Raw genomic sequence first — 21,951 nt, forward strand, 5'->3', positions numbered from 1 at the left:
GGAGCGACAGAACGCTACTTCGACGCAACCACCGCGGCCGTAGCGGCAGTAGCCGCCGTCCCAGGCTGCAACAGCGGCCCGATGCGCACGGCGATTTCCTTTAGCTTCGGCACCGCTTTCAACAGATCCTCCAGACTGGCACGCGCCGTGGGCGAATGAACGGCCAACGCGGCCAGCACGCGGCCATCCTCGACGTTGCGCACCGGCACGGCGACCGCCACCATGCCGCGCACGAACTCTTCGTTGTCGACACCAATGCCGCGCATGGCGAGGCGGTCCAGTTCCGCTTCCAGCAGATCGATATCGGTCAGCGTGCGATACGTCATCGATTTGAGCGGCAAGCGCCTGATGACGAGCCCGCGCTCGGCGGCTGTCATCTGCGAAAGAAACAGCTTGCCGCTCGCCGTGCAGTGCAGCGGCACGCGCGTGCCCGGTTGCATATGCAGACGCAAGGGTTCGTTCGTCTCGACGCGCTCGACGTACAACACGGTATCGCCGTCGAGCACGGTGAGGTTACAGGTCTCGCCGAGCGCATCCACGAGTGTGCGCAGCAACGAGCGGCAAGCGCGCGTAAACGTGCTGTTCGCGAGCGTGGTGAGCGCGAGCTGCGCCGCGCGTGGACCGAGTGCGATCGCACGATCGGCGCCACGCGAGTCCGGCATATGGGTGACATACCCCCGCGCTTCGAGCGATTCGATCAGACGCATCAAGGTCGCCTTCGGAATCTGCAGACGTGAGGACAGTTGCGACAGCGAAGACGGTTGTCCCGCGGAAGCAAGCTGTTCCAGCACATTGAGGGCGCGCAGCACGCGGGTGTCGTCGGTGGGCTCGTGAGCAGGTGAGGGCGAACGCGTGGTGTCTCTCATTGGCCTTCCCGAGGCGGATAAAGATGGATGCAGTCCGAACGGATCAGTGACAACCCGGATGAGCGCGCGCGGACAGATCGAATAGTGAAACGAAAAAGTCGGTTTTCGTACCGGATTACTGAATCCTAACCGGATTTTCTTGAAGTCGAAACAGCCATCCAATAAATTGGGACGAAATGAACCGTTTTTAAGTACAAAGATAAGCATAAGCACGGAGACATCAATGGTACGGAGTTTCGACTACGTGGTCGTCGGCGCGGGATCGGCCGGCTGTGTACTGGCCAACCGCCTCTCTGAAAATGGCCGCTACTCGGTGTGCCTGCTCGAAGCCGGGCCGCCGGATCGTTTTCTCTGGATCCATATCCCGATCGGTTACGGCAAAACCATGTTTCATCCGGTCTACAACTGGGGCTTCTACACCGACCCTGATCCGAACATGCACGATCGCAAGCTCTACTGGCCGCGCGGGCGGACCCTGGGAGGCTGCAGTTCGATCAACGGACTGATTTACGTGCGCGGCCAGAAGGAGGATTACGACCACTGGGCCGCGCTCGGCAATCGTGGCTGGAGCTGGAACGAGTGCCTGCCTTACTTCCGGCGGCTCGAACACAACGAACTTGGCGAGTCGCCCACACGTGGCGTGGGCGGCCCGTTGTGGGCCTCCACGATCAAGCAGCGCCACGAACTCGTGGATGCGTTCATCGCCGCGTCGAATCGCCTGGGGGTCCCAACCGTCGATGACTTCAATCAGGGCGATCAGGAAGGGGTCGGTTACTACCAACTGACCACGCGACGTGGCTGGCGCTGTTCGACTGCCGTCGCTTACCTCAAGCCCGCGCGCAGCCGTCCGAATCTGCAGATCGAGACCGACGCGCTGGTATCGAAGATCCTTTTCGAGGGCACGCGCGCCACGGGTGTTCGCTATGGTCAGCACGGCAAGGAGCACGAGGTGCGCGCACACCGCGAGGTGGTGCTGACGGCGGGCGCGCTGCAGTCGCCGCAATTGCTGCAGGTGTCGGGCGTCGGGCCGGCGAAATTACTCAATGAGTGCGGGATTCCGGTGGTCGCGAATCGCGCCGGCGTCGGCGAGAATCTGCAGGACCATCTGCAAGTACGGCTGACTTATGAAGTGACGCGGCCGATCACGACGAACGACTTGCTGCACTCCTGGACGGGCCGCGCGAAGATGGGACTGCAATGGGCGCTGTTTCGCGAAGGGCCGCTTTCGGTCGGCATCAATCAGGGCGGCATGTTCTGCCGCGCATTGCCGGATGAGGCGAAAACGCCCGACATCCAGTTCCACTTCTCCACGCTCTCAGCCGATACCGCGGGTGGCGACGTCCACGCGTTCCCAGGCTGCACCTATTCGATTTGCCAGTTGCGGCCGGAGTCGCGCGGCAGCGTGCGGATCCGCACGAATGACATGCGCGACGCGCCGTCGATCCAGCCGAATTATCTGGCAACGGATCTCGACCGCCGCACCACGGTCGCGGGGGTGCGTTTCGCGCGCCGGGTGGCCGCTGCCGAGCCGATGGCCGCGCTGATGAAACGTGAAGTGCGTCCCGGCCGGGACGCACAAAGCGACGACGAATTGCTGGAGTTTTGCCGCGAATACGGCCAGACGATTTTTCATCCGTCCGGCACCGCGAAGATGGGTGTCGCGAGCGATCCGGGCGCGGTGGTCGACGAACGGTTGCGCGTGTATGGCACGCAGGGATTGCGGGTGGTCGATTGCTCGATCATGCCGACGCTGGTCTCCGGCAATACCAATGTGCCGATCGTGATGGTCGCTGAAAAGGCGTCCAGCATGATCCTCGAGGATGCCCGTGCCGGCGACCGGCCGGCGGCGCAAGTGCAATCGCGGAGTATGGAAGCGCATTACTGACGCAGAAAGCGGACGTACAAAAGTAGAAGCAGAACCAACGAAGCAAAGTAGCCACAAGAAGTAAAACGAGCGCTACCCGACTCGCTGCATTCGAGGTCGATAAAAAGCAGCCTGCGGGTAACGATATTCGCGCCCCCGAGGAGGAGACAGACAGGGGGCTGAAAATGTGCTGCGATGCCGGGACGGCACGCGGCCATCCATTGGAGGAGACGCTATGGCAATCGATCAGCGGGTGATCCGCCGTGTTGCATTCGCGAGCGTGATTGGGGCGACGGTCGAATGGTATGACTTTTTTCTGTACGGTGTCGTCGCCGGTATTGTGTTCAACAAACTTTATTTTCCCGCTCACGATCCACTCGTGTCGACGATGCTCGCCTATGGCACGTTCGCCGTCGGCTTCGTGACGCGGCCGCTCGGCGGCGTGATTTTCGGCCACTTCGGCGACAAGGTGGGGCGCAAGTCCGCGTTGATCTGTACGTTGATCATCATGGGGATTTCGACCGCGGGGGTCGCCTTTGTCCCGACCTTCGCCCAGATCGGCATCTGGGCGCCGATTCTGCTGCTCACCCTGCGTGTGTTGCAGGGCATCGGGCTCGGCGGCGAATGGGGCGGCGCGGTACTGATGGCCTATGAATATGCGCCGCCGAACCGGCGCGGTCTGTACGCGAGCTTGCCGCAGATCGGCTTGTCGATCGGCTTGTGTCTCGCCTCGGGCATTGTCGCGGCCATTTCCCGCTTGCTGCCGGAAGAGGCGTTTCTTTCGTGGGGCTGGCGGGTCGCGTTTGCCGCTTCGTTGCTGCTCGTGCTGCTCGGCCTCTACATCCGCGTGAAGGTGATGGAGACGCCCGAGTTTCTCGCGCTCAAGCGCAACCGCCGCGCCGTGAAGATTCCGTTCGTCGACATGATCACGCGCTATCGCAGTGAGGTGCTGCTCGGCATGGGCGCACGCTGGATCGACGGGGTGTTTTTCAACATCTTCGCGGTGTTCATGATCGGCTACCTCACGCAGCGGCTTTCGATGAGCCGCACGGAAGCCCTCACCGGCGTGATGATCTCGGCGATGGTGATGTGCTTCTTCATTCCGTTCTTCGGCAGGATGTCGGACCTGATGGGACGCGCGCGCGTGTATCGCTGGGGGTCGCTGATCTGCGGCGTCTCGGTGCTGCCGGCGTTCTGGCTGATGGAGACGCAAGCGGGCAATACGCTGGCCGTGTGGCTCGGCGTGGTGATCCCGTTCGGCATCTTCTACGCGATGGTCTACGGGCCGGAAGCGGCGCTGTTTGCCGAGCTGTTCGATCCGGAGGTGCGTTATACGGGCATCTCGTTCGTGTATCAGTTCTCGGGCATCTTCGCGAGCGGTCTCACGCCGATCATCGCGACGGCGCTGCTGCGCCTCGACGGCGGCAAGCCCTGGTACGTGTGCGTCTATGTGATCCTGTCGGCGCTGCTTTCGGCATGGGCGGCGCGCGCGATGGAGCGGCGCGCGAAACCGTTCGACGAGATGGCGACCGCGCGCTGAGAGCGCGCCCCGCCGGTGGCCGTGGACGAAGCGCCGCCCACGGCACGCGATTCTGTTTATAATAAAACGGAACAAATCGTACCGAAAATTGAAAATCGTGCCGGCGGCGCCGAACGACTATCCCCGCAGCGGGGAGGAGATTGAAGTGATTGATATGGCGACTGGCAAACCCGACCGGATGGTCTCGGTACGGACCGTTTTCGGCATCGATTCCAGCCTGATGGTGCCCGCTTTCAGCGAGCGCGACGACCACGTGCCGGAGATCGACGAGGTCTACCGGTTCAATCCGGAGGTGACCCTGGCGATCCTGGCCGGCTTTAGCCGCGACCGCCGGGTGATGGTGCAGGGCTTGCACGGCACCGGGAAGTCGACCCACGTCGAACAGGTCGCCGCGCGGCTCAACTGGCCATGCGTGCGCGTCAATCTCGACGGTCATATCAGCCGCCTCGATCTGGTGGGCAAAGACGCGATCGTGGTGCGCGACGACCTGCAGGTCACCGAGTTTCAGGAGGGCATCGTGCCGTGGGCATTGCAGCGGCCGGTCGCGCTGATCTTCGACGAATATGACGCGGGCCGTCCGGACGTGATGTTCGTGATCCAGCGCATTCTCGAGCGTGACGGCAAGTTCACCTTGCTCGACCAGAATCGCGTGATTCATCCTCATCCGTATTTCCGCATGTTCGCTACCACGAACACAGTGGGGCTCGGCAATCTGAACGGCTTGTATCACGGCACCCAGGTGCTGAATCACGCGCAGATGGACCGCTGGAATGTGGTGGCCACGCTCAACTATCTGCCGCGCGCAGAAGAGGCTGGCATTGTGCTCGCGCGCGTGCCGGAACTCGCTGACGAGGCGGGACGCGCGCTGATCGAATCGATGGTGAGTGTGGCGGAACTCACCCGCAAGGGTTTCGCCAGCGGCGATCTGTCCACGCTGATGTCGCCGCGCACGGTGATTAACTGGGCGGAGAACTGTCAGATTTTCCGCGACCCCGCGATGGCGTTTCGCCTGACCTTTCTGAACAAGTGCGACGAGGCCGAGCGGTCGATCGTGGCCGAGTATTTCCAGCGCTGCTTTGGCACGGAACTCGAGCCTGCGGACGTGGGCGGTGACGCGGACCACGCAGCGGAATCGAGTCGATGACGTCGGAACGGCAGGGGGACTTGCGTCGAGTGGATCCGCAGCAGGTGGACTTGAGTCGAGTAGACCCGCAGCATGGGGACTTGCGGGGAGTAGACCCACGCCAGGTGGACCTGAGTCGAGTGGACCCGCCTCAGCTGGACTTGCGTCAGCCGCCCCCGCTTCAGGCAGACACGCGAGCCACGACGCTGAACGCAGCGCTCTCGCGCCAGGCGACACTACGCGCGGAGCAGCGCGAGGCGCTATGCGCGGCTGCCGTGCGCGCCCTCACGGGGGACGCCTCCTTGCACTACCGCGAGGGCCGGTTATGCCGCGACCTGCGGCCTTTGCCGCTGCACGCGCCGCATCTGCGCACCGACCCGCAGCAGGACGGCCTGACATCCCTGCGCGGCGCCGCCGATGGCGCCGCCATGCGACTCATGCACTCCGATGCGGCCTTGCACAGCCGACTCTGCCCGACCGATCCCGTCGAGCGGCTCATGTTCGAACTGCTCGAACAACTACGTTGCGAAACGCAAACGCCGCCTGGCATGCCGGGCCTCGTGCAGAACCTGCGCGAGCGTTTCGAAGCCTGGTCGCGAGCCTTCTATCACGCCGGGCTCGCCGAGGACCCTGTCGGCATTCTGCTATTCACGGTGGCGCAGATCGCGTGGTCGCGCCTGACCGGCTGGCCCGTGCCGGAACAGCTCGAAGGCCCGATCGAAGCCACGCGCGCGGCCATCGTGCCGGTGCTCGGCGTGTCGCTGGCGGGTCTGCGCCGGCATCGGCAGGAGCAGGACGCGTTCGCTGTCCATGCACTGGAATTGGCGCGGCTGGTTGCCGGGATGATTCGCGCCGCCCGGGCCGATGCGCTCGACGATGCGCAGGACGACGCGCCGGAGAGCGACGACAAAGCCCCGCGCACGGCGTTCTCGCTCTGGTTCGATGTCGAGGACGACGAGTACAAGGACATGGCCGTTGCGCTCAGCGGCAGGAGCCGCGTGCTCGAAGCATCGGAGCAGGGTTATCGCGTCTTTACGACGCGCCATGACCGCGAGCTCGCTGCCGGTACGCTGGTCCGCAAAGCGTTGCTCGATGAGTTTCGCGAGCGGCTCGACGAGCGCGTCGCCGCCCAGCGGATCAACGTCGCGCGGCTCGCGCACGCACTGAAAGCGGCGCTGGCGATACCGCAACGCGATGGCTGGTCGTTCGGTGAGGAGCATGGCCGGATCGACGGCAGGCGCCTCGCGCAACTGGTCAGTTCTCCCGCTGAACGGCGCCTGTTCCGGCTCGAGCGGAACACGCCCAGGGCGGACTGCGTGGTCGGCTTCCTGATCGACTGCTCGGGTTCGATGAAAGCGCATATCGAGCCGGTGGCGGTCATGGTGGACATCCTTACCCGCGCACTCGACCAGGCGGGCGTGACTACCGAGGTACTCGGCTTCACCACCGGCGCCTGGAACGGCGGCCGGGCCCGGCTCGACTGGCTGGCGCAGGGCCGGCCAGCTCATCCGGGCCGGCTCAACGAACTGTCTCATCTCGTGTTCAAGGACGCCGACCGGAGCTGGCGACGCGCCCGCGCCGATATCGCGGCGCTCTTCAAGGCCGACCTGTTTCGCGAGGGCGTGGATGGCGAGGCGCTCGACTGGGCCTGCGGGCGCCTCGTCGCGTGTCCTGAAGCGCGGCGCATGCTGATCGTGATCTCCGATGGCAGCCCGATGGACAGCGCGACGGGTCAGGCCAACGACGCCTTCTATCTCGACAACCATCTGAAAGCCGTCGTGGCGCGTCACGATGCCTCGCGCGACGTTGAGGTGCTGGGTTTGGGCGTCGGCCTGGATCTCAGCCCGTATTACCGCCGATGTCTCGCCGTGGATCTCTCCGTGCCGCCGGATATGAAGCTGTTCGCGCAGATCGTCGGGTGGCTGGGGGCGCGTGGGCGGGGCGGAAAAGGGTAGCGCCTGTCAACGCGAGTTGACGTTGCATCTTCCCACTGCTCATGAAGCGTGGTGCGGCATCCCATGCGCACTCACCGGCTCAGCCGCGGCCTGCGCCTGCACAGCCGTCACTGCGATTACGTAGTAGACATCGTCCGCACTGCAGCCGCGCGAAAGATCGTTCGCCGGTTTGTTCAGTCCTTGCAACAACGGACCGATGGCCTTCGCATCGCCGATCCGCTCAGCCAGTTTGTAGCCGATATTGCCGGCCTCCAGGCTCGGGAAAATCAGCACGTTGGCGTGCCCCTGCACCTGCGAATGATCGATTTTGCGCAGCGCGATTTCGGAGACGAGTGCCGCGTCCAGTTGCACGTCGCCGTCGATCGCCAGATGCGGGCGCGCAGCTCTCACCTGACGCGTCGCTTCGACCACCTTGTCGACCGCCGCGTGCCGGGCGCTGCCGCTGGTCGAGAACGACAGCATGGCCACGCGCGGCTGCTCCATCAGCAGGCTTTGCGCGCTGTCGGCCGCCGCCATCGCGATCTGCGCGAGTTCACCGGCGTCCGGGTCCACCACTAGTCCGCAATCGGAAAAGATCAGGCCGCCTTTGAGGGTGTGGAAGGGTTCGCACAGCATCATCAGAAAGAAGCTCGAGACCAGCTTGAACGATGGCTGGATACCGATGATCTGGATCGCCGTGCGAACCACGTCGGCAGTCGTGTGCACGGAGCCGGCCACCGAACCGTCGGCGTGACCGAGCCGCACCATCAGGTTGGCGAAGCAGAGGGGCTTGAGGACTTCCTGTTGCGCTTCTTCCCGCGTCATGCCTTTTTTGCTGCGCAGGGCAAAGAGCGCCTCGGAAAACGATGAGGTGAGGAGCGAAGTCGCGGGGTCCACCAGCTCCATGCCGGCCAGGTCGATGTTCTGCCCGGCGGCCGCGGCCCGAATGCGCGCGCCTTGACCCACCAGCACGATGCGGGCGATGCCTTCACGCGTGGCGCGCTGCGCCGCCTGCAACATGCGGGGATCTTCCGCTTCGCAGAGCACGATGCGTCTGGGCGAGGTGCGGGCGCGTTCGATGATGCGGTTGATGGCTTTCATGGATGGGGCGGGGCGGCGGTCATGGTTGAGGAAACGGAGCAACAAACGGCAAACGGCAAACGGCAAACGGCAAACGGCAAACGGAACAGGCCGGAAACGGCAAAGAAAGCCCCGTTTCCGGCCAGCCGGGCGCGAGGAGAAATAACCCCGCGCCCGCACCTTCAGACAACGGACCGCTCAGACATAATCCTTGTACTTGTCCAGCAAACGCACGGGCTTGGCCAGCGCATCGCGGCGGAAGGGATCGCCGAGTTCGCGGGTGCACATGATCTCGATGATGGTGGTCTTGCCGTGGTTCATCTGTGCATCGATCGCCCGCTTTAACGCCGGGCCGACATCCTCGAGCCGATCCACTGTGACACCTTCGGCGCCCATCGCGCGCGCGATACCGGCGAAGCTCTGATTGTCCAGTTCACCCGCCACGAAGCGGCGGTTATAGAAGTCCACCTGGTTCTTCTTCTCGGCGCCCCACTGCCGGTTATGGAACACCACCGCGGTGACCGGAATGTTGTGACGCACGCAGGTCATGGTTTCCATCAGGCTCATGCCCCACGCGCCGTCGCCGGCGTAGGAGACAGCGGGGCGATGAGGCGCCGCAACCTTGGCGCCGATGATGGTCGGGAACGCGTAGCCGCAGTTGCCCCAGCTCATCGCGGCGAAGAAGCTGCGCGGCTTGGTGAAACGCAGGTAGCTGTTGGCCACGGAGTTGATGTTGCCGATATCGGTGGAGACCATCACGTCTTCCGGCATGGCTTTTTCGAGCTCGCGCAATACCTGGCGCGGATGCAGATAGTGGCCGCCGCCGGGCGTGCGCTCGTTTTTCTGCTCCTCGATCATGTCCATGCTGTACGGGTCGCGCTCGTGGGTCCAGCCGTCGAGTTCCTTCTCCCATGCAGCCTTTTCCGCGGCGATGTGGCCGGCGCGGTCTTCACGCGAGGCGTCGCAGGCGAGTGTGCGGCCTTCGAGGCGCTGCGTGAGCGCAACCGCGGCGGCCTTGGCGTCGCCGCAGATGCCCACCGAGATCTTCTTCACGAGACCCAGCATCTTGTGATCGGCATCGATCTGGATGATCTTGGCGTTCTGCGGCCAGTAGTCCATGCCGTGCTGCGGCAGCGTGCCGAACGGTCCCAGACGCGAACCGAGCGCGACCACCACGTCGGCGCGCTGGATCAGCTTCATCGCCGCCTTGGAGCCCTGATAGCCGAGCGGACCGCACCACAGCGGATGGTCGGCGGGGAAGGAATCGTTATGCAGGTAGCTGTTGACGACCGGCGCACCGAGACGCTCGGCCAGTACCTTGCATTCCTCGATCGCATCGGCCATGACCACGCCGCCGCCCGAGATGATGACCGGGAATTTGGCCTGCGCGAGCAGTTCGGCCGCTTCGTTCAAGCGTTGATCACCGCCGGGGCCACGGTCGAGGCGCTGCGGCTGCGGAATCTCGGCCTTGATCTGGCCATAGAAATAATCGCGCGGAATGTTCAGCTGGGTCGGGCCCATTTCGGCCAGCGCGCGGTCGAAGCAGCGGCCGGTGAATTCGGCCATGCGCGCGGGGTGGGTGACGTGGCCCTGATACTTGGTGAACTCCTGGAACATGGGCAGTTGCTTCGCTTCCTGGAAGCCGCCCAGGCCGATGCCCATGGTGCCCGCCTCGGGCGTGATCATGACCACCGGGCTGTGCGCCCAATAGGCCGCCGCGATGGCGGTCACGCAATTGCTGATACCCGGGCCGTTCTGGCCGATCACCACACCATGGCGGCCCGACACGCGTGCATAGCCGTCGGCCATGTGACCGGCGCCCTGTTCGTGCACCACGGGGATCAGGCGGATGCCGGCGGGCGCGAAGATGTCCATCGCATCCATGAAGGCCGAACCCATGATGCCGAACATGTCGGTCACGCCGTTCGCGGCCAGGGTTTCAACGAACGCTTCCGAAGGGGTCATGGCCTGCGGGCCGCTGACAGGGGTGTGATCGCTCATGAGGGCTGTCTCCGTTGTTTAATGAAACCGGAACAAATCGTTCCGAAAAGTGGTTATATAAAATGTAGAGCATGCACCTGACGTGGTCAATAGGTGATGCGAGGTAAACGGTACAATTTGTCTCGAAAATTAATGAATGCTGTGCAGCGTGGCTGTGCGAGTACGCCACTCAGTCCCACGGCAGCGAATAGGTCTTCACATTGGTGAAGCTTTTCATCGCTTCCTGGACGCCTTCCTTGTAGCCAAGACCCGAATCCTTGATGCCGCCGAACGGCGTGAGCTCGAGCCGGTAACCCGGCACTTCGCGCACGTTCACACTGCCTACCTGCAGTTCAGCGATAAAACGCGTGATGTAGTCGAGGCGATTGGTGCAGACCGAAGACGAGAGGCCATAGTCGGTCGAATTGGAAATCCGGATCGCGTCGTCGATGTCGCGAAAGCGGATCACCGGCGACACGGGCCCGAAGGTTTCGTACTTGACGAGCGGCATGTCCGGGCTCACGTGATCGAGCACCGTCGGCGAATACAGCGCGCCTTCGCGGCGATTGCCGAGCAGGAGGATCGCGCCACGGCTGAGCGCGTCGTTGACCTGTGCTTCGAAGAATTTCGCGGCGGCTTCGTCGATCACGGTGCCCATGTCGGTCGCGGGATCGGCGGGATCGCCGTAACGGATGGCGCGGGTCTTCTCGACGAGTAGTTCGACGAAACGATCGGCCACCGCTTCATGCACCAGGATTCGCTTGACCGCGGTACAACGCTGGCCGGAGTTCTTATAGGAGCCGGAGACGGCGAGGGTGCTGGCTTCTTCCAGATCGGCGTCTTCCATCACGATGATCGGATCGTTGCCGCCGAGTTCGAGCACCGCTCGCCGATAGCCCATCTTGCCGGCGATAGTTTTGCCGATCTGCACGCCGCCGGTGAACGTGATCAGATCGACGTGCTCGTTCGTGATCAGTTCGTCGGCGATGTCTTTCGGGTCGCCGGTGACGACCTGCAGCATTTCTTGCGGCAGGCCGGCCGCGTAAAGAATGTCCGCGAGCAGATAGGTGGACAGCGGCACCTTTTCAGACGGCTTGACGACGATGCGGTTGTTGGTCGCGATCGACGGCACGACCTTGTGCGCCACCTGATTCATCGGATGGTTGAACGGCGTGATCGCGGAGATGACGCCGAGCAACGGATCGCGCTGCGTGTAGACGCGGCGCTTCTTGCCGTGCGGCGTGAGATCGCAGGAAAACACCTGGCCGTCGTCCTTCAATGCTTCATTGGCGCCGAATGTCATCACGTCGGCAACGCGGCCTGCTTCGTAGAGCGAGTCTTTCTTGCACAGTCCGGATTCGGCGGTGATCAGACCGGCGATTTCCTCAGTACGCCGCCGGACCCCATCCGCTGCGCGCAGCAGGATCTGTGAGCGCTCGTAGCGCGTGAGGCGGGCACGATACTGATGGGCCCAGGCAAACGCGCGCCGCACGTCGGCGAGCGTCGCCTTGGGCACCGTGCCGACCAGTTCGTTGGTGTAGGGATTGAAGACTTCGATGGTCTCCGCGCGCCGGATCTGTTCTCCGCCGATGCGCAGCGCTTCATGACGAACCTGCAGCGCGGGCCAGACTTTCGCGATTGAATTCATGCTGCACTCCAGCGATAACGGACAGCTGAAGTATCGCGGAGCGCACTGTCAGCCCGGTAGTGCCAGCCGCCGCCAATCGCTGAGTCCACGCCGAACCGGTCACACTCTGCCTTTCCACGGCACCAGCACGCGCTCGAGATGGCGCATCAGCAGGTCGAAGCACAGCGCGAAGAAGCCGATCACGATGATGCCCATGATCACCACGTCGCTGGCGAGGAACTCCGCGGCGTTGAGCACCATGAAGCCGAGGCCGCTGGTCGACGCCACCATTTCCGCGGCCACCAGGGTCGTCCAGCCGACGCCGATGCCGATCCGCATCCCCGTGAAAATCTCCGGCAGCGCGGACTTCAGAATCACATACAGCACCACCTGCGTGCGCGAGGCGCCCATCGAATAGGCCGCATGAATCTGCTCGATCGACACGGAACGCACGCCGGATCGCGCGGCGATGGCGAGCGGCGCGAAGATGGCCAGGTAGATGAGAAAGACTTTCGAGAATTCACCAATGCCGAACCAGATGATGATGAGCGGCAAATAGGCGAGCGGCGGCAGGGGGCGATAGAACTCGATCGGTGGATCGAAGATGCCACGCGCAAAGCGCGAAACGCCCATCATGACCCCAATCGGAATCGCAGTCACGCAGGCGAGCGCGAAGGCACCGAACACGCGCAACAAGCTGACGCCGGTATGCTGCGCGAGCGTGGAATTGGCGAAACCCTCGGTGGCGACGTAGACGAACTTGGCATACACCGCTTGCGGCGAGGGCAGAAAGAGCGGCTTGATCCAATGCAGGTTGGTCGCGACGAACCACAGTCCGATGAACAGGGCGACCGTCACGAGGCTCGTGACGATGCTGCTGCCGTGGCCCGGTACGCCGAAGGTGTCGCCGGGCCTGGCCGGTTTCTTCGCGAGAAGCCGTGGGCGGCGGCCAGGGGTGCGTGGTGGTTCCATCGTCGTGTCGGATCCGGGTGGGACATGCTGGCCGTGCGCCAAGGCGTGAGCCCGTTTTGAACTAAACATGTGTCACCTCGGCTTCGGCGGCGTGCATTTTCTCGTCGCCGTAAATGATGCTGAGCACGCGCTCGCGCATGTCGATGAAATCCGGGCTCGACTTGATGGCCCGCGCGTCGCGTGTTTCCAGAAAGCGTCGATTGAAATCCAGTTCATAGGTGTGTGTGATGCGCCCGGGACGCGGCGACATCACGATCAGGTGGCTAGCCAGAAAAAGCGCTTCCTCGACGCTGTGCGTGATGAAGAAGAACATCTTGCTGGTCTTCGTCCAGACGTCGAGCAGCAGCTCCTGAATGGTTTCGCGGGTCAGCGCGTCGAGCGCAGCCATGGGCTCGTCCATCAGCAGCATGGCGGGGTCGCAGGTCAGCGCGCGGGCGATGCCGACCCGCTGCTGCATCCCGCCGGAGAGCTGATAGATCATGTGCTTGTGAAAGTCCTGCAAGCCGACCAGCGCGAGATTGCGCGCGGCGATCTCGCGCCGCTGCCCTTTGGGCACGCCCTGAAGCTTCAGGCCGAACTCGGCGTTGTCGATCACGTTGAGCCACGGCAGCAGCGCGTGCTTCTGAAACACGACGCCACGGTCGGCGCCCGGTCCCGCGATCGGCGCGCCGCCGAGCAGCAACTCGCCGCGGGTCGGCGCGATGAAACCCGCCATCAGCGAGAGCAGGGTGGTCTTGCCACAGCCCGATGCACCGAGCGCGACGACGAAGTCACCCGCGTTGATCGTCAGATTGATGTCGTCGAGTGCATGGACGGTCTGGCCGGGCTTGCGGCCCGGAAAGACCACGCTCACATTCTTGACTCTCATGCTTTCCATGTTGCCTCCTGATGCGACGGAACCGGACTACGTCATTTGAGTTTCATTGCCGCTTCGGCATACACCGGGGTCACGAACTTCGAGTAATCGGGCAACACCGCGCTGATCTGTTTCTGATCCTTCAGGAAGTTGGCCGTGTCCTTCAGCGCGAAGCTCGCGCGGCCCGCACTGCCGCCGCCCAGCCATTGCGAGGAGGCCTGCTCCTGGAGCGTCGGAAACGCGTACAGCGAGAGCGACTCCGGTACATCGGCCGGCGAGCCGCCGATCATCTTCGCGATCGCGGCGGCCTGCGGCGAGGTGGCGTTCCACTGCGCCGCATTCTTGCGGTATTGATCGTCCGCATCGGCGATGGCTTTGACGAGCTTTGCCATGAAGTCCTTATGCGCCTCGCCCCATTGGCGATCGACCGCAATCCCGTCGAAGGTCGGTTTGCCGAGCTTCGACAGGTCGCCGGACGTAATCAGGACCTTGCCGTTCTTCTTCAGTTGCGCGAGCGCGGGATCCCACACGTAGGCGGCGTCGATATCGCCGCGCTCCCATGCCGCGACCAACTGGTTCGGCTGCATGTTGAGGATCTTCACCTCGGACGGATTGATGCCCCAATGCTGTAGCGCGAACATGGTGTGATAGTGGGTGGTCGACACGAACGGCACGCCGATCGTCTTGCCCTTCAGATCGGAGGGTTTGGCGATGCCGGAACCGTTGCGCACCACCATCGCTTCGGCCTGGTTGATGTTGTCCAGAATCCAGAAGAGCTGCAGGTCGAGCCCCTGGCTGACCGCCGCGGCGAGCGGGCTCGAACCGATCACGCCGACCTTCACGTCACCCGAGGCCATCGCGGTTGCCACCTTCGCGCCGGATTCGAATTGCCGCCAGTTGATCTTGTAGCCCGTGTCTTTCTCGATGGAGCCGCTCGCGATCGCGACGACCCATGGGTCGACGATCTGCTGATAGGCGATCGTGACCTCCTTGTCCTGCGCGTAGCCGGGTTGCGCCGCGAGGCAGGCGAGCGCGGCGAGTGCAGCCACTGTCGCCACTCTCGTATGGCGCGCCAGAGCGCCGAACCAGCGGGACAACTTCGGTTGTTTGTCGCTTTTCATCGTAGGTCTCCAGAATGGCCTTGTGGGTACGCGAGTACACGTGAATCCAATCCCCGCCGACGGGGGCTTGTCCCAATCGCCGGCAATGGGTTGATGCGAGTATCGTTAGTAAAAAATGTTGCGGGTTAGGGCCAGACGTGGCTGATCGTTGAGTCCACATCCCCGCGCCAGAATGGGCGGCGCCGCCGATTCCCCCCGACAGCCGCCCCGGTGGCTAGTGCGCGTTTTTTTGCGCGTCCACAATGCCGGTGCCCGCCTTTCGTGCGGGCGGGCTCCGCCGACAACAATCAGAGGAGAAAGCATGGCAAGTCGTACCTCGGTGGCTCTCTGGAGCCAGCGATTCCAGCGTTCACCCGAATCGAACATGAGCCTCCAGGGCCAGATTCGCCAGATGCTGGTGGCCGCGATTCTGGACGGCCAGCTCCTGCCGCATCACGCGCTGCCGTCGAGCCGCGAGCTGGCCGACCAGTTGAGCGTCGCCCGCAATACGGTCGTGCTCGCTTATCAGCAGCTGGTGGAGGAGGGGTATCTGATTTCGCGTGAACGCAGCGGGCATTTCGTCAATCCGGCCATCCTCGAAGGGCGGCACGACTTTGCCCCGCTGCAAACGGTCCCGGAGCAGGCGGCCAATGAGGCGCTCGCGCGGCCGGATTGGGATCAGCGCGTCAGAAGGCGGCCGTCCGCGCAGCGCAACATCGTCAAGCCGGGCAACTGGCTGAGTTACGAATACCCGTTTATCTACGGACAATTCGATCAATCGCTGTTTCCGACCAACGACTGGCGCGAATGCTGCATGAAGGCGCTATCGGTGATGGAGATCCGCAACTGGGCGCCGGACCTGATCGAGCGCGACGACGATACGCTGATCCAGCAGATCCGCACGCGCGTGTTGCCGCGGCGCGGCGTGTTCGCGATGCCGGACGAAATCGTCGTGACGATCGGCTGCCAGCAGGCGCTCTATCTGATCGCGGATCTGCTGGCGAGCGAGCGCACCACGCTCGGCTTTGAAAACCCCGGCTATCCGGATGCCCGCAATATCTTCGAGAACCGCAATGCGCGGCTGCAGCCGCTGCCGGTCGATAGCGGCGGCGTGCGCCCGGTCGAGGACGCCGATCTCCTCGCGCAATGCGACTACGTCTATGTGACGCCAAGCCACCAGTGCCCGACCACGGCCACCATGCCGATCGAGCGGCGCCATGCGCTGCTGGAGCTCGCGCAGAAACACGACTTTGTGTTGATCGAGGACGACTACGAGAGCGAAAACAATTTCTCGGGCGCGCCGCATCCGGCGTTGAAGAGCCTGGATACAGCGGACCGGGTGATCTATATCGGCAGCCTGTCGAAGACGTTTGCGCCGGGGCTGCGCTTGGGCTATATCGTCGGGCCGCGTGAACTCGTGCGCGAACTGCGGGCGCTGCGGCGTCTGATGGTGCGCCATCCGGCTGCGTATATTCAGCGCGCGTTCGCCACGTTTCTGGCCCTTGGGCACCACGACGCGCTGCTGCGGCGGCTTGCCCACGCTTATCGGGAGCGTGCCCAGGCGCTGATGACGGCGCTCGACACGCATCTTCCCGAAGCTCGCTATCTGCCGGTGGGCGGCGGCGCCTCGTGCTGGGTCGAGGGGCCGCCTTGGCTCGATGCCACGCGCCTTGCCGCGGATGCGCAGGCGCATGGCATTCTGATCGAACTGGGGCGGGTTTTCTTCATGACTGGACTGGAGCAGAACCACTGCTTCCGGATGGGCTTTTCGGCCATCAAGCTCGAAAAGATCGATGCGGGCGTACGCCTGCTCGCGGAGCTGGTGCGCGCGCAGCAGCCTGAGGCCTAAGGAGTGGAATGAACCGCGAAATGAGCTGCGAAATACGCGGCACAACAAGCGGCACAACAAGCGGCGCAACAAGCGGCGTATCAGCGGTGGAACAAGCGCCGCAGAATACGCACCGGAACAAGCCCACTAGAACGTCCTGGCGAGTTGCTGCGCGGCTTCCTGCAGACGCGGCACGAACTCCAGCGCGCGCGACAGCGGCGCGCGCGAAACCGGCGCATGCACGGCGATCGCCGCGATGCAGGTGTTGTTCTCGTCCATCACCGGTGCGGCCACGCACGCGATCCCGGCGACAAATTCCTCGTTGTCGATGGCGATGCGCTTGTGCGCGGTGCGATCGAGTTCCGCTTCGAGCAGTTCGGGATCGGTGATGGTGTTCGGCGTGAAGCGCTCGAGCTTCAGCGTGCGAATGAGGGCGGTGCGTTGTTCGCGCGGCAGCATGGCCAGCAGCAGTTTGCCGCTCGCGCTGCAATGCGCCGGCACGTGCGAGCCTGGCTTGAGATCGAGCCGCAACGGCCAGGGCGCTTCGATGCGGTCGAGATACAGCACTTCGGTTTCGTGCAGCATGGTGAGGTTGCAGGTTTCGCCGAGATCGGCGACCAGGTGCGACAGGATCGCATGCCGCAGCCGGCGCGCACCCGAGTGCATCATGACGCCAAGACCGAGTTGCGCGAGACGTGGCCCGATCACGTAGGCGTTTTTCTGGCCCGGTTCGCGGATCACCAGGCCACCGGCCTCGAGCGAAGCCAGCATGCGATGCAGCGAAGCCTTCGGCAGGTCGACGTCGTGAGCAATGTCGGCGAGCGACACCGGACCGTCGGCGCGCACGAGATGTTCGAGCAAGGCAAACGCGCGCAGGGTAGGAGTATCCGCTTTAGTCATATGGCCGTTCCGGAAAATGGATCGGCGTCATTGTAACGCGCTGCCTTTGCCGGCAGCGGTTTTAAGGGCATTGCGGGTGCCTGAAGGGCGCAAATTCAACGTGAATCATCCCGTTTTTCGGAATGCGGCGCGGCGCAATGTTACGTGCCTGCGTCCGCGCTACTGCCGGAACGTTTTGGCCGTTTCCTCGGCAGCGAGACGCAGATCGGGCAGGAAAGCCAGCAGGTCATCGAGTACAACCCGCCCCACCGGCGCCTGCACGGCAATGGCCGCGCAGGCGCGATTGCGATTGAGCATGACCGGCACCGCGATCGCGATGAGTCCCTGCAAATGTTCCTGATTGTTGATCGCGAGCTGGCGCCGCCGCGTCTCGGTCAACTCCTTGCGTAACTCGCCGCGATCCGTGATGGTCCGCTCGGAATACGCGCGCAGCGGCAAGGTCTCGATGACGCGCTCGCGTCTGTCCTTCGGAAGAAAGCTGAGCAATAGCTTGCCGCTTGCCGAACAGTGCAGCGGCACATGCGAGCCCGGTTGAAGGTGCATGCGCAGCGGCCATTCCGTTTCCACCCGGTCTACATAGACCACGTCGTTGCCGGCCAGCATGGTCAGATTGCAGGTCTCGCCGATTTTGGCCACCAGTTGCTCGAGCAGCACATGGCGGGCGGCTGCCGGCCCCGCGTGCATCAGCACATTGACCGCCAGCATCCGCACGCGCGGCGAACACTCATACAGCCGGTCACCGGCGCTGCGCGTGACCAGCCACGCGTCCATCAACTGAACCAGAATCCGATGCACGGTCTGCTTGGGCAGTTCGAGCACATGGACGAGATCCGTCATGGAAAGCGGGCCGCTGGCCTCCGCCAGGGTTTCGAGTACCCGAAATGCGCGTACGGCCGCCGCATTCGATTGATTCGATGTCGACACGCTGTCTCCTCATCGTATTTATAAGTTGGATTGTGCATCGGACCGTTTAGTTTTCGGGACTATGGAAAGTCCCGAATTTTGCACTTTCCGATTCTCGCTGCGCCCACGCAGGGAATAAATCAAAAAACGGGACTCCGAAGCAGATGCGGCTCACTAGATTGGTACCAACGCCAATTTTTTCAGTCCGGAGTGAACCGTATGAATGTCAGGGCCACAGAAGCCGAAGCAGCACACGCGAGCGCACAGAGCGAAGTCGAACGCGCCGTTGCGTCAATCGTGGAACGCGCGCGCGCCGCACAGCGCGGATTCGAGGCCGCGGGACAGGACGTGCTCGATGCCGCCGCCAACGCCGCCGCGTGGGCGATCATGGAGCCCGCGCGCAACCGGCAGCTTGCCGACCTGGCGGTGCGCGACACCGGTCTCGGCAACGCGGACGACAAGTTCCGCAAGAACTTTCGCAAGACGCTCGGCCTGTTACGCGATCTGCGCGGGCAGAAGACCACGGGTGTGATCGCGCGTCATGACGCCACGGGCATTGTCGAGATCGCGCGCGCCGTCGGCGTGGTAGCGGCGATCACGCCGTCCACCAATCCGGCGGCCACGCCGGTCAACAAGATCGTCAACGCGCTCAAATGCGGCAACGCCGTCATCGTGGCGCCTTCTCCCAAGGGCTATTCGTCTTGTGCGCTGCTGATCGATTTCATTCACGCGCAATTCGCCAAGGTCGGGCTGTCTCCGGATCTCGTCCAGATGCTGCCCGCGCCGATCAGCAAGGCGGCCACCGCTGAACTGATGCGGCAGTGCGATCTGGTCGTGGCGACCGGCTCGCAGGCCAATGTGCGGATGGCCTACGCAAGCGGGACGCCCGCGTTCGGCGTGGGCGCGGGCAATGTGGCTTCGATCGTTACGGCGTCGGCCGATCTGCACGATGCAGCGCACAAGATTGCCCGCTCGAAGACGTTCGACAACGCCACGAGTTGTTCATCCGAAAACAGTGTCGTCATCGAAAGCGCGGTGTACGCGGACATGCTGGCCGAACTGGGCGCTTGCGGTGGCGTGATGCTCGGCGCCGCGCAAAAGGCGCAGTTGCAAGCGGCCCTATGGTCGGACGGCAAGCTTTCGGCACACTGCACCGCGCGCTCGGCCGCGTCGATTGCGCGGGCTGCGGGACTCAACGACATTGCCGCACGCGAACCCGCGTTTCTGATGGTGGAGGAAAGCGGCTTCGGCGCTGACTATCCGTTCTCGGGCGAAAAGCTCGCACCGGTGCTGACGGTTTATCGCGCGGACACTTTCGACGCCGCCGCCGATATCGTGCGCGGCATCTATGCCTACATGGGAGCCGGGCACTCGGTCGGTCTGCATTCCGCCGACCCCGAGGCGGCGGTGCAGCTCGGTTCAACGCTACCGGTGGCGCGCGTGATCGTGAATCAGGCGCATTGCCTCGCGACCGGCGGCAACTTCGATAACGGCTTGCCCTTTTCGCTGTCGATGGGATGCGGAACCTGGGGCCGCAACAATTTTTCGAGCAATCTCAACTTTCACCATTACCTGAACATCACGCGCGTGGCTTATCCGATCGAGGAACGCGTCCCCGAACTGGATGACGTACTCGGAGATTTCTTCGCGAGGTACGGCAAATGAAAATGCCTCACTCCATCCGCGCGCTGATCGACGCGCGCGCCGCGCAGTATCCCGACAAGCCCTTCCTGTTGACAGCGTCTGAAAGCGCGGATGACGGCGACGCTGCCGCGCAGGCCGGCGTGTTGACCTTTGCGGCGCTGCGTGACGATTGCCGCGCGCTCGAGACGGTCTTTCACGAAGCAGGCTTGCAGGCCGGCGATGTCGTTTCGGTTTTCATGGGCAACGGCATCCATACGGCGAGGCTGCTGCTCGCGGCGATGTACAGCGGGCTCGTCGCCAATCCGCTCAATCTCTTGTGCCAGCCGTCGCAGTTGCGCTACATCGTCGAGCATTCGGACACGCGCATGGTGTTTGTTTCCGGCGATACGCACGCGGCGATGGCGAGCGCGATCGCGGAGCTGCGCGAGCAAGGCATCACTCGCACCATTGCGCTGATTCGCACCGAGCCCGATGCCGTCGTTGCGCGTTTGCCGGCTTGCGTCGAACCCGCGCTGGTGGAAGCGGCAGGCGTCGCTGCCGTGCATCGGGTGACGGCGAATGATGCGTTCCATGCGCCAGCTTCATCCGCCTGGGATTCCCATGTGTCGTCGAGCGCGGAACCGGACGCAAGCGATGTGGCGCTGCTGATGTATACGTCCGGCACCACAGGCGCCCCGAAGGGCGTCCTGCTGGATCATCGAAACCTGCTGGCCAATGCGCGCAATATCTCGCACGAGCACCGCCTCGGCAGCGGCGACCGTGTCTTTGCCGCGTTGCCGCTTTATCACATCAATGGTCTCGTCGTGACGCTGCTTGCGCCGCTCTTTCATGGAGGATCGGTGGTCATGACACCGCGGTTTGCCGCGCGCACCTACTGGCGCGATGTCGCGCGCCACGGTTGCACATGGATCAACGTGGTGCCGACGATCGTCGCCTATCTGCTCAACAACGACGAGCCGTGCTCGTTCGATCTGTCCGCGCTGAGGTTCTGCCGCAGTGCGTCGGCGGCGTTGCCCGCCGATCACCACCGCGCGTTCGAGGCGCGCTTCGGGGTCGGCATCATCGAAACGATGGGCATGACCGAAACCGCCGCGCCGGTGTTCAGCAATCCCTATGATCCGGAGCGGCGAAGGATCGGCAGCATCGGCCTGCCCTCAGGCGGTGAAGCGAAGGTGATCGACCGTGACGGACGTGAATGCGCAGCCGACGAGTGCGGCGAACTGGTGCTGCGCGGCGAGCAGGTCATGCGCGGCTATTACAAGCGCGCTGAGGAAACATATGCGGCCTTTACCGCCGACGGCTGGCTGCGCACCGGCGACCTCGGCTATCGCGACGGCGACGGTTACTTCTACATCAATGGCCGCGCGAAGGAATTGATCATCAAGGGCGGCGAAAACATTGCGCCGCGCGAGATCGACGAAGCGTTGCTCAAACACCCCGGGGTACTGGACGCCGCGGTGGTGGGTGTACCGGATAGCGCCTACGGGCAGGAGATTGTCGCCTTCATCGTGCCTCGTATGGGAGAGGGGCAGGGCGCGCTCGACATCGCGGATCTGCGTGCGTACTGTCTGCGCGAACTGGGCCGCTACAAGACGCCGAAGGAGTTCCGCTTTGTCACGGAATTGCCTCGCGGACCTTCGGGCAAGGTGCAGCGCCTCAAGCTCGTGCCCACTTGACGGCATGCGCATCGGCGCGCGCGGATCGCGTGGCAGGCATAGGAGGAAGGCCCGCAAT

16 protein-coding genes are annotated in these 21,951 nt (G+C 63.5%); 7 read left to right on the plus strand and 9 right to left on the minus strand.

The features are described from left to right. Positions 1-14 precede the first annotated feature (14 nt). Positions 15-866: an IclR family transcriptional regulator gene (locus tag PQR53_RS23955; protein WP_408459324.1), complete on the minus strand. Its 852-nt coding sequence runs from the start codon at positions 864-866 to the stop codon at positions 15-17. Positions 867-1,089: 223 nt separating this feature from the next. Between PQR53_RS23955 and PQR53_RS23960 the strand changes: the two genes are divergently transcribed. The 4 genes from PQR53_RS23960 to PQR53_RS23975 all read left to right on the plus strand — a co-directional run bounded on the left by PQR53_RS23960 (position 1,090) and on the right by PQR53_RS23975 (position 7,348). Further along, positions 1,090-2,751, plus strand: a complete 1,662-nt coding sequence (locus PQR53_RS23960; RefSeq protein ID WP_408459327.1) for a GMC family oxidoreductase — start codon at positions 1,090-1,092, stop codon at positions 2,749-2,751. A 214-nt stretch (positions 2,752-2,965) separates the two neighbouring features. Then, on the plus strand, positions 2,966-4,270 hold the full coding sequence (locus PQR53_RS23965; protein ID WP_408459330.1) for an MFS transporter: 1,305 nt from the start codon (positions 2,966-2,968) through the stop codon (positions 4,268-4,270). 154 nt (positions 4,271-4,424) lie between these two features. Continuing rightward, positions 4,425-5,414: an AAA family ATPase gene (locus tag PQR53_RS23970; RefSeq protein WP_408459530.1), complete on the plus strand. Its 990-nt coding sequence runs from the start codon at positions 4,425-4,427 to the stop codon at positions 5,412-5,414. A 185-nt stretch (positions 5,415-5,599) separates the two neighbouring features. Beyond that, the gene (locus PQR53_RS23975) at positions 5,600-7,348 is read left to right on the plus strand and encodes a cobaltochelatase CobT-related protein (RefSeq protein WP_408459533.1); all 1,749 of its coding nucleotides are present in this window, start codon (positions 5,600-5,602) and stop codon (positions 7,346-7,348) included. A 39-nt stretch (positions 7,349-7,387) separates the two neighbouring features. Here the strand turns inward: PQR53_RS23975 and pta are convergent, their stop codons facing one another. The 6 genes from pta to tauA all read right to left on the minus strand — a co-directional run bounded on the left by pta (position 7,388) and on the right by tauA (position 14,963). Further along, positions 7,388-8,428, minus strand: a complete 1,041-nt coding sequence (gene pta, locus PQR53_RS23980; protein WP_408459333.1) for a phosphate acetyltransferase — start codon at positions 8,426-8,428, stop codon at positions 7,388-7,390. A 177-nt stretch (positions 8,429-8,605) separates the two neighbouring features. Beyond that, the gene (xsc, locus tag PQR53_RS23985) at positions 8,606-10,408 is read right to left on the minus strand and encodes a sulfoacetaldehyde acetyltransferase (protein WP_408459336.1); all 1,803 of its coding nucleotides are present in this window, start codon (positions 10,406-10,408) and stop codon (positions 8,606-8,608) included. A 169-nt stretch (positions 10,409-10,577) separates the two neighbouring features. Then, positions 10,578-12,035, minus strand: a complete 1,458-nt coding sequence (gene phnY / locus PQR53_RS23990) for a phosphonoacetaldehyde dehydrogenase (RefSeq protein WP_408459339.1) — start codon at positions 12,033-12,035, stop codon at positions 10,578-10,580. A 99-nt stretch (positions 12,036-12,134) separates the two neighbouring features. After that, positions 12,135-12,986 carry an ABC transporter permease subunit gene (locus tag PQR53_RS23995; RefSeq protein WP_408459342.1) on the minus strand — a complete coding sequence of 284 codons (852 nt, stop codon included), beginning with the start codon at positions 12,984-12,986 and terminating at the stop codon, positions 12,135-12,137. Positions 12,987-13,047: 61 nt separating this feature from the next. Then, on the minus strand, positions 13,048-13,863 hold the full coding sequence (locus PQR53_RS24000) for a taurine ABC transporter ATP-binding protein (protein WP_408459345.1): 816 nt from the start codon (positions 13,861-13,863) through the stop codon (positions 13,048-13,050). A gap of 32 nt (positions 13,864-13,895) precedes the next feature. Continuing rightward, entirely contained in the window at positions 13,896-14,963 is a 1,068-nt protein-coding gene (tauA, locus tag PQR53_RS24005) for a taurine ABC transporter substrate-binding protein (RefSeq protein ID WP_408459348.1), read from the minus strand. Positions 14,964-15,264: 301 nt separating this feature from the next. On the opposite strand from tauA, the gene pdxR reads away from it, so the two are divergent. After that, positions 15,265-16,791 (plus strand): MocR-like pyridoxine biosynthesis transcription factor PdxR, encoded by a 1,527-nt coding sequence (pdxR, locus tag PQR53_RS24010; protein ID WP_408459351.1) that lies wholly within the window; start codon positions 15,265-15,267, stop codon positions 16,789-16,791. Positions 16,792-16,917: 126 nt separating this feature from the next. Here pdxR and PQR53_RS24015 read toward each other — a convergent pair whose 3' ends face one another. After that, on the minus strand, positions 16,918-17,670 hold the full coding sequence (locus PQR53_RS24015; RefSeq protein WP_408459354.1) for an IclR family transcriptional regulator: 753 nt from the start codon (positions 17,668-17,670) through the stop codon (positions 16,918-16,920). A 159-nt stretch (positions 17,671-17,829) separates the two neighbouring features. Then, on the minus strand, positions 17,830-18,594 hold the full coding sequence (locus tag PQR53_RS24020) for an IclR family transcriptional regulator (RefSeq protein WP_408459356.1): 765 nt from the start codon (positions 18,592-18,594) through the stop codon (positions 17,830-17,832). Positions 18,595-18,792: 198 nt separating this feature from the next. On the opposite strand from PQR53_RS24020, the gene sauS reads away from it, so the two are divergent. Together sauS and PQR53_RS24030 are read left to right on the plus strand one after the other, a co-directional pair. After that, positions 18,793-20,238: an acylating sulfoacetaldehyde dehydrogenase gene (gene sauS, locus PQR53_RS24025; protein WP_408459359.1), complete on the plus strand. Its 1,446-nt coding sequence runs from the start codon at positions 18,793-18,795 to the stop codon at positions 20,236-20,238. Continuing rightward, the gene (locus PQR53_RS24030; protein ID WP_408459362.1) at positions 20,235-21,893 is read left to right on the plus strand and encodes an AMP-binding protein; all 1,659 of its coding nucleotides are present in this window, start codon (positions 20,235-20,237) and stop codon (positions 21,891-21,893) included. Before sauS ends, PQR53_RS24030 begins: the two co-directional genes overlap by 4 nt. Positions 21,894-21,951 lie beyond the last annotated feature (58 nt).

The organism is Paraburkholderia fungorum, assembly GCF_046027605.1.
In the GTDB taxonomy this organism is placed as follows: domain Bacteria; phylum Pseudomonadota; class Gammaproteobacteria; order Burkholderiales; family Burkholderiaceae; genus Paraburkholderia; species Paraburkholderia fungorum_F.